General features: G+C 62.7%; 13 protein-coding genes. 11 read left to right on the top strand and 2 right to left on the bottom strand.

Features of this window, described 5'->3' with window-relative positions:
* Positions 1-4: 4 nt before the first annotated feature.
* The 7 genes from J3D46_RS02655 to J3D46_RS02625 all read left to right on the top strand — a co-directional run bounded on the left by J3D46_RS02655 (position 5) and on the right by J3D46_RS02625 (position 8665).
* Positions 5-988 carry an ABC transporter permease gene (locus J3D46_RS02655; protein ID WP_231341929.1) on the top strand — a complete coding sequence of 328 codons (984 nt, stop codon included), beginning with the start codon at positions 5-7 and terminating at the stop codon, positions 986-988.
* Positions 988-1950: an ABC transporter permease gene (locus J3D46_RS02650; protein WP_231341930.1), complete on the top strand. Its 963-nt coding sequence runs from the start codon at positions 988-990 to the stop codon at positions 1948-1950. The genes J3D46_RS02655 and J3D46_RS02650 overlap by 1 nt, the downstream gene beginning before the upstream one ends.
* Positions 1947-4106 (top strand): ABC transporter ATP-binding protein, encoded by a 2160-nt coding sequence (locus J3D46_RS02645; RefSeq protein WP_253464935.1) that lies wholly within the window; start codon positions 1947-1949, stop codon positions 4104-4106. The genes J3D46_RS02650 and J3D46_RS02645 overlap by 4 nt, the downstream gene beginning before the upstream one ends.
* A 79-nt stretch (positions 4107-4185) precedes the next feature.
* Positions 4186-5913, top strand: coding sequence for an ABC transporter family substrate-binding protein (locus J3D46_RS02640; RefSeq protein ID WP_231341932.1), 1728 nt, complete (start codon positions 4186-4188; stop codon positions 5911-5913).
* A gap of 323 nt (positions 5914-6236) precedes the next feature.
* The gene (locus J3D46_RS02635) at positions 6237-6635 is read left to right on the top strand and encodes a helix-turn-helix domain-containing protein (RefSeq protein ID WP_231343490.1); all 399 of its coding nucleotides are present in this window, start codon (positions 6237-6239) and stop codon (positions 6633-6635) included.
* Positions 6632-7486, top strand: a complete 855-nt coding sequence (locus J3D46_RS02630; protein ID WP_231343491.1) for an IS3 family transposase — start codon at positions 6632-6634, stop codon at positions 7484-7486. Before J3D46_RS02635 ends, J3D46_RS02630 begins: the two co-directional genes overlap by 4 nt.
* A gap of 132 nt (positions 7487-7618) precedes the next feature.
* Complete coding sequence (locus J3D46_RS02625; RefSeq protein ID WP_231342335.1) at positions 7619-8665, top strand: Gfo/Idh/MocA family oxidoreductase; 1047 nt, start codon at positions 7619-7621, stop codon at positions 8663-8665.
* On the opposite strand, the gene J3D46_RS02620 is transcribed toward J3D46_RS02625, so the two are convergent.
* Both J3D46_RS02620 and J3D46_RS02615 read right to left on the bottom strand, forming a co-directional pair.
* Positions 8649-9131 (bottom strand): hypothetical protein, encoded by a 483-nt coding sequence (locus J3D46_RS02620; protein WP_231342337.1) that lies wholly within the window; start codon positions 9129-9131, stop codon positions 8649-8651. The two genes, J3D46_RS02625 and J3D46_RS02620, sit on opposite strands and share 17 nt — an antisense overlap.
* A gap of 34 nt (positions 9132-9165) precedes the next feature.
* Positions 9166-10377: a WXG100 family type VII secretion target gene (locus J3D46_RS02615; RefSeq protein ID WP_231342342.1), complete on the bottom strand. Its 1212-nt coding sequence runs from the start codon at positions 10375-10377 to the stop codon at positions 9166-9168.
* Between the two features lie 298 nt (positions 10378-10675).
* Between J3D46_RS02615 and J3D46_RS02610 the strand changes: the two genes are divergently transcribed.
* The 4 genes from J3D46_RS02610 (at position 10676) to J3D46_RS02595 (ending at position 13960) form a co-directional block, all read left to right on the top strand.
* Positions 10676-11386, top strand: coding sequence for a hypothetical protein (locus tag J3D46_RS02610; RefSeq protein WP_231342344.1), 711 nt, complete (start codon positions 10676-10678; stop codon positions 11384-11386).
* 88 nt (positions 11387-11474) lie between these two features.
* Positions 11475-12026 carry an RNA polymerase sigma factor gene (locus J3D46_RS02605; protein ID WP_231342346.1) on the top strand — a complete coding sequence of 184 codons (552 nt, stop codon included), beginning with the start codon at positions 11475-11477 and terminating at the stop codon, positions 12024-12026.
* Complete coding sequence (locus tag J3D46_RS02600) at positions 12023-12865, top strand: hypothetical protein (protein ID WP_231342350.1); 843 nt, start codon at positions 12023-12025, stop codon at positions 12863-12865. Before J3D46_RS02605 ends, J3D46_RS02600 begins: the two co-directional genes overlap by 4 nt.
* Before the next feature lie 129 nt (positions 12866-12994).
* Positions 12995-13960: a DUF559 domain-containing protein gene (locus tag J3D46_RS02595; RefSeq protein ID WP_231342352.1), complete on the top strand. Its 966-nt coding sequence runs from the start codon at positions 12995-12997 to the stop codon at positions 13958-13960.
* The last annotated feature ends 79 nt before the right edge of the window (positions 13961-14039 follow it).

The raw sequence follows: 14039 nt of genomic DNA, 5'->3' as shown, positions 1-14039 counted from the left end.
CGACATGCTGAAATATCTGATGAAGCGGTCGGGCATCTACCTGATCATGATCTTCCTGACCACAAGTGCCGGCTACTTCCTGGCAGTCTCAACGCTCAAGCCCGCAGTTCTCGAGCAAGAGAAAATTCCGCGGCCAACCCCTGAACAGGTAGCTGCGTCTTTCCGTGGACTGGGCTTGGACCCGGACTTGAACCCTTGGGAACGCTACATCCACTGGCTCGGTGGCATCATCACCCGCTGGGACTGGGGCCGCAGCCCGAACGGCGCGTTCGTCAACGCCGAATTCGCCGACCGCGTGCTGGTTTCCACCCGGCTGTTCATTGCTTCGATCATCCTGACGCTGGTCATCGGCGTCGCCCTCGGCGTCTATTCCGCCGCACGCCAGTACAAGTTCCAGGACCGTGTCATCACGTCCTACAGCTACCTGGTCCACATCCTCCCGGCACCCATCGCCTACTTCCTGGTGCAGCTGGGTGCCATCAGCGTCAATGAGGCCGTAGGCGAGCGCATCTTCTTCGTCACAGGAATTTCGACGCCGGGAATTGAGCCAGGCTGGCCCGCGTTCGTTGATCTTGTGGCCCACTACGCCGTGCCCACCTTCGCCATGACCATCTTCGGTTGGGCGGGCTACCAGATCGCCCAGCGGCAGTACTTGCTTGACAACGTCAACGCCGATTTTGTCCGCACTGCCCGGGCCAAGGGGCTGACCCGGAACCAGGCGATCAGGAAGCACGCGCTGCGCGTCTCCTTCATCCCAGTGGCGCAAAGCATCGCGTTCACCATCCCGGCAATCTTCACGGGCGGCTTCTTCGCCGAGGCCATCTTCGCCTGGCCGGGCATCGGCCTGTGGAGTATCCAGTCGATTGGCCTGCAGGACGTCAACGTGGCCACGGCCACGCTGGCCTACGGCTCGGTGATCTTCGCGATCGGCGCGATCCTTGCCGACTTCGCCACCACGCTGGTCGATCCGCGAGTGAGGGTCCAGTAATGACCAACATCATCGATCCCATCGCGGAAATCGACGAGGCCAGGGTAGCTGACCAGGACGTCGTCATTGGGAAGTCCCGGATTATCTTCCGTCGCTTCATGCGGAACCGGACCGCCGTCGCCGGTCTGTTCGTTTTCGTAGCGTTGTTCCTCTTCTCCATCTTTGGCGGCTTCCTCACGCCGTGGGACAAGGACACTCTTGATCCTCTGAACATCGGCATGCCGCCGTCACCGGACCACTTGCTCGGTACCACGCAGGCTGGCATCGACCTCATGGCACTCATAGTGGACGGCACTCGGACCTCCATTCTCATCGGCCTGATCGTGGGCGGCTTGTCCGTGCTGATCTCCGCCGTGTATGGCTGCACCATGGCGTTCTTCGGGGGCAAGGTGGACGCCACCATGCTGTTCATCCTCGAAGCACTCATCATGATGCCCGCCATCCTGGTGGTGGCCGTGGCAACCAGCGGAAGCGGTGGCCTGAAGGACCTTCCCAGCTGGCTCCTGCTGGTGATCGTCCTGCTGTTCTTCAGCTGGATGGGCACCGCCCGCCTGGTGCGCTCGCTGTCCATGTCCCTGATGCAGCGCGACTACGTCAAGGCCGCCAAGTACATGGGCGTCCCGTCCCGGCGTATCGTCTGGCGTCACCTGGTTCCCAACATCGGCTCGTTGCTGGTCCTCGACTTCACCCGTGGCATCACCGGGGCAATCCTTGCCGAAGTCGCCTTCTCCTTCATCGGCATCGGCATTAAGCTCCCGGACGTCAGCCTCGGTGTCCTCATTGGGCAGGCCACGGGCCAGGTGTCCTCCTTCCCGTGGATGTTCTGGGTACCGCTGACCGTCATGTTCCTGCTGACCGGCTCGCTGGCCATGATGAACGACGGCCTCCGTGACGCCTTCGACCCCAGCTCCAGCTCCATTGGCCGGGCGAAGACCAAGACCGCAAAGAAGACCAACAAATGAGCACCAACACCACACCCGCCGAGCGCCTCCGCGACGCCGGACTCTACGCACCCGGCGACGCTGTCCTCAGCATCCGCGACCTGAACGTGCGCTTCAACTCCGAAAACGGCGTGGTCCACGCCGTCCGTGGAGTGGACTTCGACCTCATGCCAGGCAAGACCCTGGGCATCGTGGGGGAATCCGGCTCCGGTAAGTCCGTGACGTCCATGGCCATCATGGGGCTCCTCCCGGAAACTGCGGACATCACCGGCTCGGTGCGCTTCAAAGGCAAGGAACTCCTGGGCCTCAGCGACAAAGCCATGTGCAAGCACCGCGGCAACGACATCGCCATGGTGTTCCAGGACCCACTGTCCTCGCTCACCCCCGTCTACACGGTGGGCACCCAGATCATCGAGGCACTGACCGTCCACAATCCGACCATGAGCAAGCAGGCCAAAGAAGCCCGCGCCGTCGACCTCTTGCGCATGGTGGGTATCCCGAGCCCCAAGGACAGGCTGAAGGCTTTCCCGCACGAATTTTCCGGCGGCATGCGCCAGCGCGTCATGATCGCCATCGCCATCGCCAACGATCCGCGGGTACTCATCGCCGATGAACCCACGACGGCGCTCGACGTCACCATCCAGGCGCAGGTGCTGGAAGTCCTGCACACCGCGCAGGAGGAGACCGGCGCCGCCGTCGTCATGATCACGCACGACCTCGGCGTCGTTGCCGGCATGGCCGACGACATCATGGTCATGTACGCGGGCAAGCCCGTGGAAACCGGCACGGTGGAGGACATCTACTACAACCCGCGGATGCCGTACACGCTGGGCCTCCTCGGCGCGGTTCCGCGAGTAGACACGGCCACCAAGCAGTCCTTGGTTCCCATTGAAGGGACTCCGCCCAACCTCGCCCTGCCGGTGACGGGCTGCTCGTTCGCGGCCCGTTGCCCCCTGGTCAGCGACGCCTGCCTGCATGGCGAGCCGGAGCTGTTACCCGTGCCCGGTGTTGAGGGCCAGACGCTGGGGCATAAGGCAGCGTGCATCAAGTCGCAGGAGCTGTCCAACGACGCTGACGCCCACAGGATCTTCCACGCGCCGCCCAAGCCCATCTCAAAGTTCGACGGCGTTGCCCGCGTCGAGCGCGACAAGGTCCTGGAACTCAAGGACGTGAAAAAGCACTTCCCCTTGCTCAAGGGTGCGCTGATCAAGCGGCGGATCGGCACGGTCAAGGCCGTGGACGGCCTGAGCTTCGATATCCGCGAGGGTGAGTGTGTCTCCATCGTGGGTGAGTCCGGCTGCGGCAAGACCACCACGCTCCTGGAGATTATGGAATTCCACCCGGACCAGGTGGGCGAAGTGATCATCGGCGGCGTCAGCAACAAGGTGGCCACGGATCACAAGACCAAGATGGCCATGCGCAAGGAAATGCAGATGGTGTTCCAGGACCCCACAGGCGCCTTGGATCCGCGTTTCACCGTGTATGAAGTCCTGGCGGAACCCCTTGAGAACTTGGGGATGCCCAAGGCCGCCATCAAGAAACGCATCATGGAACTCATGAAGCTGGTGGGCCTGCAGCCGGACCACGTGAACCGCTTCCCCAACCAATTCTCCGGCGGCCAGCGTCAGCGTATCGGCATTGCCCGGGCGCTCGCGGTCAATCCCAAGCTCGTGGTCCTGGACGAACCGGTCTCTGCCTTGGACGTCTCCGTCCAAGCAGGGGTCATCAACCTGCTGGACAAGCTCCGGGCCGAACTGGGGCTGAGTTACCTGATGGTGGCCCACGACCTTTCGGTGGTCCGCCACATTTCAGACCGTGTGGCCGTGATGTACCTGGGCAAGATCGTGGAAACCGGCGACGTGGACGACGTCTTCGACAACCCACGCCACCCCTACACCAGGGCCCTGCTGTCCGCCATCCCGGTGCCGGACCCCAACCTGGAGCGCACCCGCGAACGCATCATCCTGCAGGGTGACCTTCCCAGCCCGTTGGATGCGCCCAAGGGATGCAATTTCGCCACGCGTTGTCCTGTGTTCGCCGCGCTACCTGCCGCGAAGCAGGAGAAGTGCCTTACTCTGGAGCCGCCACTGGCTTCTGAGAAGGAAGGCGCGCAGGACTTCGCATGCTTCTTCCCGGACGGAGAGATAGATGCCGACATGCTGGTGGTGCATGCCTGACGACATATGACGCATTTGAAATGAATCCCTGGTCTCAACTCGCAAATGAAATTCCAGTCGTAAACATGAAGGGCAAACCATGAAGAAATACACGACGATCGGCGGCGTAGCGCTCGCAGCGACGCTCATGCTGACCGCTTGCGGCGGGGGAACGCCGTCGGGTCCGGCCTCGCAGAAGGCCGAAGAAGCAGGCGGTGACATCAGCAAGCTGATCAGCGTCAACGCCAAGGAAGCAAAAGACCTGGAACCGGGTGGCACGGTCACCCTTGCTGTCGGCAGCATTGGTCCGGACTTCAATGGCTTCTCAAATGTGGGCAACAGCGCTGACAATTCGGCCCTGATGACTCCCGTCAACACTGCCTCCATCAACAGCGGTGGCATTGGCGGCTGCTGGAAGCTGGACTTCGATGGCAAGGCAGAGCCGAACAAGGACTTCTGCGAAGACGTCAAGAGCGAAGTCAAGGACGGCAAGCAGACCATCACCATCAAGGTCAACGACAAAGCGACGTGGAACGATGGTACGCCCATCGACGTCAAGACGTTCGAAAACACTTGGAAAATGCTCAAGGGTGAAGACAAGTCAATCGACATCGTGACCGCTGGTGCTTACGCTTTCGTCGATTCAGTCAAGGCAGGTGCCAACGACAAAGAAGTCATTGTCACCACTACCCAGCCGGTCTTTCCGTTGGAAGGCCTCTTCTTCGGCTTGATCCACCCGGCCATCAATACCCCCGAGATCTTCAACACGGGGTTTGCAGGCAACATGCACCCCGAATGGATGGCGGGACCTTTCAAGGTGGAGAACTACGACACCACCGCCAAGACGGTCACCATGGTGCCCAACGACAAATGGTGGGGCCAGAAGCCGGTCCTCGAAAAGGTCATCTGGCGCCAGATGGAGCCGAGCGCAACCATCGCTGCGTTCAAGAACGGTGAAATCGACGCAGCCAACGGCCGTACCCTGGGCCGCTACAAGCAACTCGAAGGAACCACCAACTCCGAGGTCCGCCGCGGTCAGCGCCTGTTCGCCGGTGGTCTCAACATCAATGCTAAGCGCCCGGCTCTGACCGACGTCGCAGTACGCCAGGCGATCTTCACCGCCGTCGACCGCAAAGCGATCCGCGATGTCCGCTTCAACGGCCTGAACTGGTCCGAGGAAAGCTCCGGCTCCATGATGCTGATGCCGTTCTCCGAGTACTACCAGGACAACTACCCTGTGAAGGACACCGGCACTGAGGCTGCCAAGAAGGTCCTGACCGACGCTGGTTACACGGCCAACGATAAGGGCATCATGGCGAAGGATGGCGTCCCCGTCTCCTTCAAGATCACTAACTTCGGTGACGACCCCACCACGGCTGCAACCTCGCAGACCCTGCAGAAGCAGCTCCAGGCCGCTGGTATGGATGTGTCCATTGACCAGCGCGGTGATGCTGACTTCGGCAAGGTCATCGGCGGACGCGAGTTCGACGTGACCATCTCCGGTTACACCGTGGGCGCGGATGCCACTGATGCCGTGAAGCAGTTCTACGACTCCGCCACTAACGAAAACGGCTTGGGTGATGCTGAGCTCGACGCCGAAATCACGCGCTTGGCAACCATTGCTGATGACAAAGAGCGCAACAAGGCCGCCATGGACGTCGAGAAGAAGCACATGGAGAAGTACTTCTCCATGGGTACCGTGCTGAACGGCCCGGAGATCCAGTTTGTGCGCACAGGCCTGGCCAACTACGGCCCGTCCCTGTTCAAGAGCCTCTCCAACGTTCCTGACTGGACCACCATCGGCTGGGAAAAGGGCGCCAAGAAGTAGCCTCCCCGCTGTAAGTTCCTGAAGGCCGGGAGCTTCCCTGAACCTGTTGACCGGTTCGGAGAGGCTCCCGGCCTTCGCCGTCCCCACGCTCTCTCACCTTTTGAACTGCTCCCCTGAAGTTGGACTGAGAATTTCAGTTCCGATTTGAGGGGAGCAGTTTTATGTGTTCGCGTAGTTCTTTGTCTGTGGTGCAGCGGGTGTCGGCTGTAGCGTGTTTTGAAAGAGGGCTTGGCTATCGGGCGGCGGCCCGGTACCTTGATGCGCCCCAGGTGCCGGTAAGGGGACTGTATGGGTTATGGAGGATTCATGGGGAAGGAGTCTTGGTGACCAAGGCGCCGAAGTCATACTCTTTCGAGGTCAAACTGGCCTTGGTGCAGCGGTTCCTGGCGGGCGAAACCGGTCCCGACCTGGCCGTTGAAGCGGGCCTGTCTTCACGGCAACTGCTGCAGAAATGGGTCAGAGCGTATCGCTTGGAGGGCGAAGACGGGCTGATGCCAAAACGCAACGGCACGCCAGCGAAGCCGAAGGCCGCACCTTCTGGGGAACCCGTGGCCCTGCCGTCGCGGAAGCCTGGTGCGATGCTGTCCGTGAAGCCCGGGGCGACGCCGCAGGCCCCGGAGGTTTCGGAGCTTGAGCAACTGCGTCGGGAGAACGAACTGTTGCGGGCAGAGGTGGCCTACTTGGGAAAATTGCGGGCCTTGAGGGCGCAGGAACGACGGTGAAGGTTCAAGCCCTCGTTGCCCTCAAGGCTGATTACCCGCTCCCGGTTCTGCTGCGGGCCGCGGGCCTGGCCCGCTCGACGTTCTTCTACCATCAGGCCCGGCTCCTGTCCCCGGACCCGCAGGAAGCACTCAAGAGCGCCATCACGGAGGTTTTCACGACCAACCACGGCCGTTACGGACATCGCCGAATCCACACCGAGCTGACGAAGCAAGGATGGACGGTGGCGAAGAAGACCGTGCTGAAACTGATGCGCGCCCTGGCCTTGCGCTGCAAGATCCGGCGGCGGAAACGCTATAACTCCTACCAAGGCGAGCAGGGGGTGATTGCACCGAACGTGCTGGACCGGAAGTTCGACGCCGACGCTCCGAACCAGAAGTGGGTCACTGATGTCACCGAGTTCCGCGTCGGGGACCGGAAGCTCTACCTCTCACCAGTCATGGACCTTTTCGACCGGCAAATTATTTCGTATTCCATCGGCAACTCACCGAACCTGGAACTAGCCAACACCTCACTATCTCAGGCCATCACCTGCCTGGAACCGGGACAAAAACCATTGGTTCACTCGGACCAAGGCTTCCAATACCAGCACGTGTTCTGGCGGCAGCTGCTCACCGAAGCCGGCGCCACCCAGTCAATGTCCCGCAAGGGCAACTGCTACGACAACGCCGTCATGGAGAACTTCTTCGGACATCTCAAGGAAGAACTCTTCCACCACGTCCGGTTCCTCAGCACCGACGCCTTGGCAACAGCACTGCACGAGTACATCCGCTGGTATAACAACGAAAGGATCTCCACCAAACTCGAAGGCCTGAGCCCGGTGCAATACCGGGCCCAGACCCTCGCAGCCTAAAATCCCAATTAGCCAGTCCAACAAACGGGGACCAGTTCATTTTGCGCCCTTCACCCCAACCCTCTATCACCCGGTGATAGAGGGTTGGCGTGAAAGGGCCGTTAAGTGTGTGAGGATCGGTAGCCTAGGGTCATGACTTCCACGCCGATCCGTACCGCAGTAGCAGGTTTCGGGCTATCGGGCAGCGTATTCCACGCGCCCTTCATCGCCAGCAATCCCGCCTATGAGCTCGCCGTCATCGCAACTTCGGATGCATCGCGCCAATCCAAAGCCAAGGACCGCTACCCACAGGCGACGATCGTCAACACGCCGGAGGACATCCTGGCCCTCGCTGGCGAACTGGACCTCGTTGTCCTGGGCACACCGCCCGCAACCCATTACCCGCTGGCGAAAGCGGCGCTGGAAGCCGGGCTCGACGTCGTCGTTGACAAGCCGTTCGTGGTGCACAGCGCCCAAGGTGAGGAATTAATCCAGCTTGCAGCGAGCCTGGGCCGCGTCCTCACGGTGTACCAGAACCGGCGCTGGGACGCAGACGCTCTCACTGTGCAGAAACTGCTCGACGCCGGGACGTTGGGTACCGTGACCCGGTTTGAGGTGGGCATGGAGCGATGGGCGCCGGAGATCGCCAAAGCATGGAAGGCCAGCGCCACGACCCAGGATGGCGGGGGTGTCCTCTTCGACCTCGGCACCCACGTCCTCGACCTCACTCTCCGTTTCTTCGGCCCCGCCGAGGTCACCTACGCAGAAATCCAAGGACGCCGCCCCCAGGAAAGCGCGGACGACGACGTCTTCCTTGTCCTGCAACACCAATCGGGTGTGGTCACCCATGTCACCATCAACCTCAACAGCCACCTCCACGGACCGCGCTTCCGCATCCTCGGCACCGAGGGCGGATTCGTAAAGTTCGGTGCCGACCCGCAGGAGCCGTATGTGCTGGGCGGTGGGCTGCCTACGGACCCCGGGTACGGCGTCGAGCCTGCCGAAAACCATGGCACGCTGGAAGTCAACGGGCGGCGCACCGCTGTCCCCACCGAGCGCGGGGCGTACCCCGAGTTCTACAGGATCCTGGCGGACAAGCTCGACGACGGCGGCACGGCCTCTGCTCTTCCGTTACCTGTTGATCCGGTTGACTCGGTTGCGGTGCTGAAGCTGATTGAGCAGGCTAGGGCGCTGGCGTAACGTCCGCGCTCGCAACGACCGAGTAGATGGCCTTGAGGTCGTCGTTCCCCTCAACCGGCTGGCAACTGCCGGTCAACTGGACGATGTCCGCGGCGGTTTGGTGATGGACCACCGTGACGGCTGTGAACTGCGCCAAGGACCCGGCCTGCGGGTGTGTGTATCGCGCCTCGCGAACGTGCCAATCACGGCCGTTGATGACCACGGGTTCGGTGGCAAGCAGCACAGCATCGGGCAGGGCATCCAGGAATTGGTCCACGGAGGCCGCGATGTCCTGGAGGCCGTACTCCGGCAAGCGGCGCGACACGGAGATGACCACATTCGCCGTGTAGTTTCCTGCAGTGGCGGGCGCCATGAGTGCCCCCACCGCGTCGGGAACCACTTGCTGCGTCCAACCGGCCGGCGGTGTGAGCTTGATGGACGGGTAGGCGGGGAAAGCGTCGGACGGGAAGACCTGGTGTGATGTCATGGGAGTCCTTTCGGAGCAGTGTCTGGTCAGGAGGCTATTTGTTGAGGAAATCGACGAACCCGGTCACGGAATCCACGAATCCGGAGGGACTGATCGTGATTTGGCCTCCGGCGCCGAGTCCAAGTTCCGCCGTAATTTTCGCGCCCACACCCAAGGTGAAGCCGTCCTCGTCCATTGACGCGTTGAAGAAGTAGCCTTCGCCCGCGCCAGCGGCGACAGTTTCTGACGTAGACAGCTTTTGGCCCAGCACTTCAATGTACTGGGAGGCGGTCAGTTCCGCACCAGCTCCGGCACCGGCTACTTTGCCGGTGACGTCATCGTTTTTGACGCTGACCTCGCCTTCGCCGGCGCTGGCCCAAGCTCCTCCGCGCAACTCCGCTCCTTGTCCAATGCTGAACAAGCCTCCCGCGAACTCCGTTTCGTTGCCGAAGGTGACCTTTTGGCCCGCAAACGCTTCGCCGCCTGCACCGAACAGGAAGGGGGTGTCCGCGCTCGCGTGGATCCCTGCTTCCGCCCCGGTCATGCCCCGGACGGTCGATGTGTTGGTTGCCCACCCGTCAAAGAATTCGCTCTTGGTTGTGGTGGTGTTCTCCACGCCTACGAAGACTTCACCGTTGGCCTGGAGGCTCGGGAGTCCCAACCCGAAGGGAACCCGGGCATCGATCTTCCCGTCCCCACGGGCTCCAGAGAACGTTTCGTTGGTAGTGGTGGTCGTGACGGGGCCGAATCCGGACGTGGCAGTCCAGGTCATCTCGGCCCCGATCTTGCCGTCAACGGAGGCCTCAAAAGCCGCTCCATCAGGACCGACTGATCCGCGCGCCTCGCCATTGACCTCAGCCACCAAGGACCCGTCGCCCTCAACCGTCACCGGACCGTAGGTGGTTGGACCAAAAGTGAATCCGGGCATTCCCTCTGGGCTTTTGCCGACTCCCGGGCCCGGTCCGCCCTTGGAACCTCCAGGTCCACCCGATCCGCCCAGAGACGCTTGCTCCTGCTGCTCGGCATTGAGCTTCAAGGCGCGGGCGTTGGTCTTCAAGCATGCAGCTGCCGCTCCCAACCGGCCTTGGAGGTCGCTGTGCCAAGCGCTGCGAAACTGGTCTGCATCGTTTCCACGCCAGTAGCTGCCATTCTGGATCAATCCGTTGAGCTGGCGCCTGAGATCGGCGATCTTTTCAGCCTCAGCGTCCATCACGGCCGACAACCGCCGGAGGTCTCCGACGTCCGCGCCCACCAATCCCTGTCCCATTACGAACCCTGTCCCATTACGTATCCCCTGAACGTAGTGACGTGCAAATAGCCAGTGGGCCAACGGCGCCAGGCATTCCCTGAGCATAGTTGGCGGCAGCGAACCCGGCCATGGGGACATCTAGCCGCTGTGCACAAAGGGCCTGACAGCACTCCGCGGAAGTAATTTCGGACAAAGCGTAACCTCACCGGTGCCGCGAACGATGTAAGGGGAGTGCGGGCCACGTCCGCACGCTGATCATCCGGCAGCGACCCAACCGCTGCCGGGGCAATCCCCAAATCGTTTGTCGGAGGGTTTCATGTCCTTTTTCACTGTCCTTGCCACCAGCAAAGTCGCCGCCGGCGTCCTGGCTGCCGGAGCCGTAGCAGCCGGCGGAACCGGCGTCGCTGCCTTCAATGGCGCACTTCCCACCGAGTTCCAGCAGACTGCACACAACCTCGTTGGTGCACCGGCTCCGCTCGACGGGAAGGCCGCTGAAGCAGCCGAAGCCGCCAAGACCGCCAACACCAAGGCGACTGACGCCGTCGAGACTGCGCAGGCAAAGGCTGCCCACGCCGCCGACGCCGGCCAGGCGAAGGCTGCCGAGGCTGTGTCCGACGCGGGGGCCGCAGCCAAAGATGCCACTTCCCCGGAGGCTTTCGGCCTTTGCACCGCCTTCCTGAACGGTGGCCTGAAGTCCGACTCCAAGGCCCCCGGCTTCGAATCCCTGACCATCGCCGCCGGTGGCGAAGCAGAGGTGGAAGCGCACTGCGAGGCAGTGGTTGATGCCGGTAAGGCTGCCGGTGCGAAGACGGACTCTTCGGCCAAGGCGGAAACCGACGTCGATGCCGCAGTAACGCCTGAACTTCCGGCAAAGCCGGCCGTTCCTGCGGTGCCCGCGACGCCTGCTGTGCCCGCTGTGCCCGCGACGCCCGCTGTCCCGGCGACGCCTGCCGTTCCTTCGTTGCCGTCGCACGTTCCCGCGGACGTTCCGGCCGCTCCGGGAGCACCCCTCGATTCTGTCGGCTAAGCGCGCAGCAGCTACGGTTTAAGGGCGGGGCTCCTTGGCTTAGGACAAGGAGCCCCGCTTTCGTAACGTGGAATGGAGGCGTCCACGGGTGCTTGACCCCATGGCGGATGAATATGTGCAGGCGGATCGTGACGACCCCGCGCTGCTGTTCACTGCTGCCTACAACAGCTTCGCCGGACCTGTCTTTGGCTACCTCCGGGCACGCGGCGTGGACGACCCCGAAGCCGTCACTCAGGACGTGTTCCTTGCCCTGTATCCAAGGCTCGAAGCCCTCCATGGCGGACTTCAGGGTGCCAAAACGTTGTTGTTCTCCATCGCCCATGCCCGGATGGTGGACCACTACCGCAAACGCGAACGGACACCCGATTCCACGCCCTACGAGTCGGAACTGGACTCACGGCGAGCGTCGTCGGCGGAAGACGAGGCTTTCGGACGTGCCTTCGGTGTGGGTGTCACCGAATTGTTGGATGACCTCACGGACGACTACCGGGAGGTCCTGGCTTTACGCGTTGTTGCCGACCTTTCCGTGGAAGAAACAGCGGGCATCATGGGCAAGTCCCAAGGCGCCGTGAAGCAGTTGCAGCGCAGGGCATTGAGCGCACTGAAGAAGCGTGCACTACGAACGAATGGCACATCATGAGCGAACACCTTCCGTCACGCGGACGCCACAACGAGCTGGCAATCGACCGCCTGCTGGCCGAATCACGCCTCGATGGCGACGCCGATCTCCGCACCGAACTCCTGGAGCTCCGCTCACTGGCCAGCACTGCCCCGTTGCCGTCCGACGCAGTCCGCGCCCTGATGGTCGGCGGCCCCGCTGCAGTCACCCAACAGACCACGACGGCGGAGGCCCTGGTCGCGCCGTCCGGCGCATCGACGGCGGTACTCGCCACGGCTGACCTGGCCGAAGCCCAAGCCCCTGTGGGTGGGCCGGCAGTTGTCGACGAACTGGCAGCCGTCGACGAAATCGCAGCGCGGCGACGGAAGAAGCGTCGCACCGCCATCGCGGGCCTGGCCGTGGTGGTGTCCTTGGCCGGAGGTGCCACTGCGGCGGCCGCGTCCGAAGGCGGGATTCCGGGTGCCTTCCAGCATTTGGGCGCAGCCATCGGATCCGTTGTCTCGCAGTTGGCGCCCGGCTCCGGAAATGCTCCGCAGCAGGGCGGTCCTGTTGGTCCGGCACCCGCACCACCTGCCGATGAAACGCCTGCACCCCCGGTCCGGAACCAGCCCGGTCCAGCACCTTCGACGCCGGGCGCCCTTGATCGCGTTCCGCAGCCGGGCGGGGCGGCACCATCGCAAGCACCCAAGGGTCCGCAGCACGATGAACCCGGCAAGAGAGTCATTCCCACGCCCCCAGTGGTACCTGTGACGCCACCAGCCATCGATACGCCGACGATCGATCCCTCAAAGATCCGCCCGTCGGAGATTCCCGTTCCTGTTCCCACGCACGTCGTTCCCGACGTTCCTGGCAAGCCGTAGGTCACAAGCACGTTGCCAAACCGCTAAATCGTTGCCGCCCCGCCATGGAGAAGCGGTTTATCAACGTTGTTGTCCACATAAGGCCAAAGCTCGATGGCCTCGGGCCTGGGTTCGGCCAAGCATGGGTCCATGAACCCAAGAAAACTCGATGCCCTCATCACCGCACATTGGCCGGAGACGTCCGTTGCCTCCACTCCGGAGCTTCTGGGGAGTGGGCTGGGCGACCGGGTCCTGACGGCGGGCGTACGCTCCGGGAGGCTTCTGAGATTGAGGCGGGGCGCCTACGTCCGGGCAGCTGATTGGCGCCGCCGAAAACCCTGGGACCAGGAGCTGCTCCGCATTCAGGCGCACCACTGCAGCAACCCCGCCGGCCAGGCCGTCTACAGCCATGTGAGTGCGGCCCGACTCCACGGATTCTCAGATTGGGAGGGCGGGCCACACGTGCATGTCACCACTCCTTTTTCTCCGGCGCAGGCGAGTTCCGGCGCGGATGTCATAGCCCACGGCGGGCAGCTGGAACGCTCCGAAATCTCGGAAACACGGACACCGTGGGGATCATCGGCCAAGGCCACCAGTCTGGAACGCACAGTGGTTGATTGTGCGCGGACGCTGGACTTCGAAAAGGCCGTGGTCATCGCGGACCAAGCGCTCCGGCGTGGGGCTGATCCGCGGATCCTGCAGGACTACTTGGACACCGGCAGGATCACCCGCGGCGCCCGGAGGCTGCGTCGTGTCCTCGCCGCGATGGACAAGCGCTCCGAATCAACAGGCGAGACACGCACACGCCTGCTGCTGGCCAAACTCGGAATTCCTGCCGCCGGGCTTCAGCTTGACGTGGCGACGCCCATTGGCAGGTTCAGGGGAGATTTCGGCTGGTCGGAACAGAAGGTCATCCTTGAGTTCGACGGCCGCGCCAAATATTTTGAGTTCGCGCCCACGGACGAGGTCATTTTCGAGGAACGTCGCAGGGAGAAGGCGCTCGAAGCAATGGGGTGGCAGATTGTCCGCATTGAGTGGGATCACCTCAGCCGTCCGTGGGAAGTTGAGCAGCGGCTCAAGCTTGCGCTGGGCAGGCGGCGGGGGATCGGACGCTAACACGTGGAAAGCCCGTTGTTCCGTTGCTGGGCAGCAACGGAACAACGGGCCAACGACGTCCAATCGCCGCCGCGAAGCT

The organism is Paenarthrobacter sp. A20 (assembly GCF_024168825.1).
Classification (GTDB): domain Bacteria; phylum Actinomycetota; class Actinomycetes; order Actinomycetales; family Micrococcaceae; genus Arthrobacter.
Note: the sequence above shows the minus strand (reverse complement) of the source record. Positions and strands in the feature narration are given on the sequence as shown.

What these genes read in the sequence shown, in the direction of transcription:
- J3D46_RS02655 (WP_231341929.1), top strand. Translation starts at nt 5, where the DNA reads ATGCTGAAATATCTGATGAAGCGGTCGGGCATCTACCTGATCATGATC.
- J3D46_RS02650 (WP_231341930.1), top strand. Translation starts at nt 988, where the DNA reads ATGACCAACATCATCGATCCCATCGCGGAAATCGACGAGGCCAGGGTA.
- J3D46_RS02645 (WP_253464935.1), top strand. Translation starts at nt 1,947, where the DNA reads ATGAGCACCAACACCACACCCGCCGAGCGCCTCCGCGACGCCGGACTC.
- J3D46_RS02640 (WP_231341932.1), top strand. Translation starts at nt 4,186, where the DNA reads ATGAAGAAATACACGACGATCGGCGGCGTAGCGCTCGCAGCGACGCTC.
- J3D46_RS02625 (WP_231342335.1), top strand. Translation starts at nt 7,619, where the DNA reads ATGACTTCCACGCCGATCCGTACCGCAGTAGCAGGTTTCGGGCTATCG.
- J3D46_RS02620 (WP_231342337.1), bottom strand. Translation starts at nt 9,131, where the DNA reads ATGACATCACACCAGGTCTTCCCGTCCGACGCTTTCCCCGCCTACCCG.
- J3D46_RS02615 (WP_231342342.1), bottom strand. Translation starts at nt 10,377, where the DNA reads ATGGGACAGGGATTGGTGGGCGCGGACGTCGGAGACCTCCGGCGGTTG.
- J3D46_RS02610 (WP_231342344.1), top strand. Translation starts at nt 10,676, where the DNA reads ATGTCCTTTTTCACTGTCCTTGCCACCAGCAAAGTCGCCGCCGGCGTC.
- J3D46_RS02600 (WP_231342350.1), top strand. Translation starts at nt 12,023, where the DNA reads ATGAGCGAACACCTTCCGTCACGCGGACGCCACAACGAGCTGGCAATC.
- J3D46_RS02595 (WP_231342352.1), top strand. Translation starts at nt 12,995, where the DNA reads ATGAACCCAAGAAAACTCGATGCCCTCATCACCGCACATTGGCCGGAG.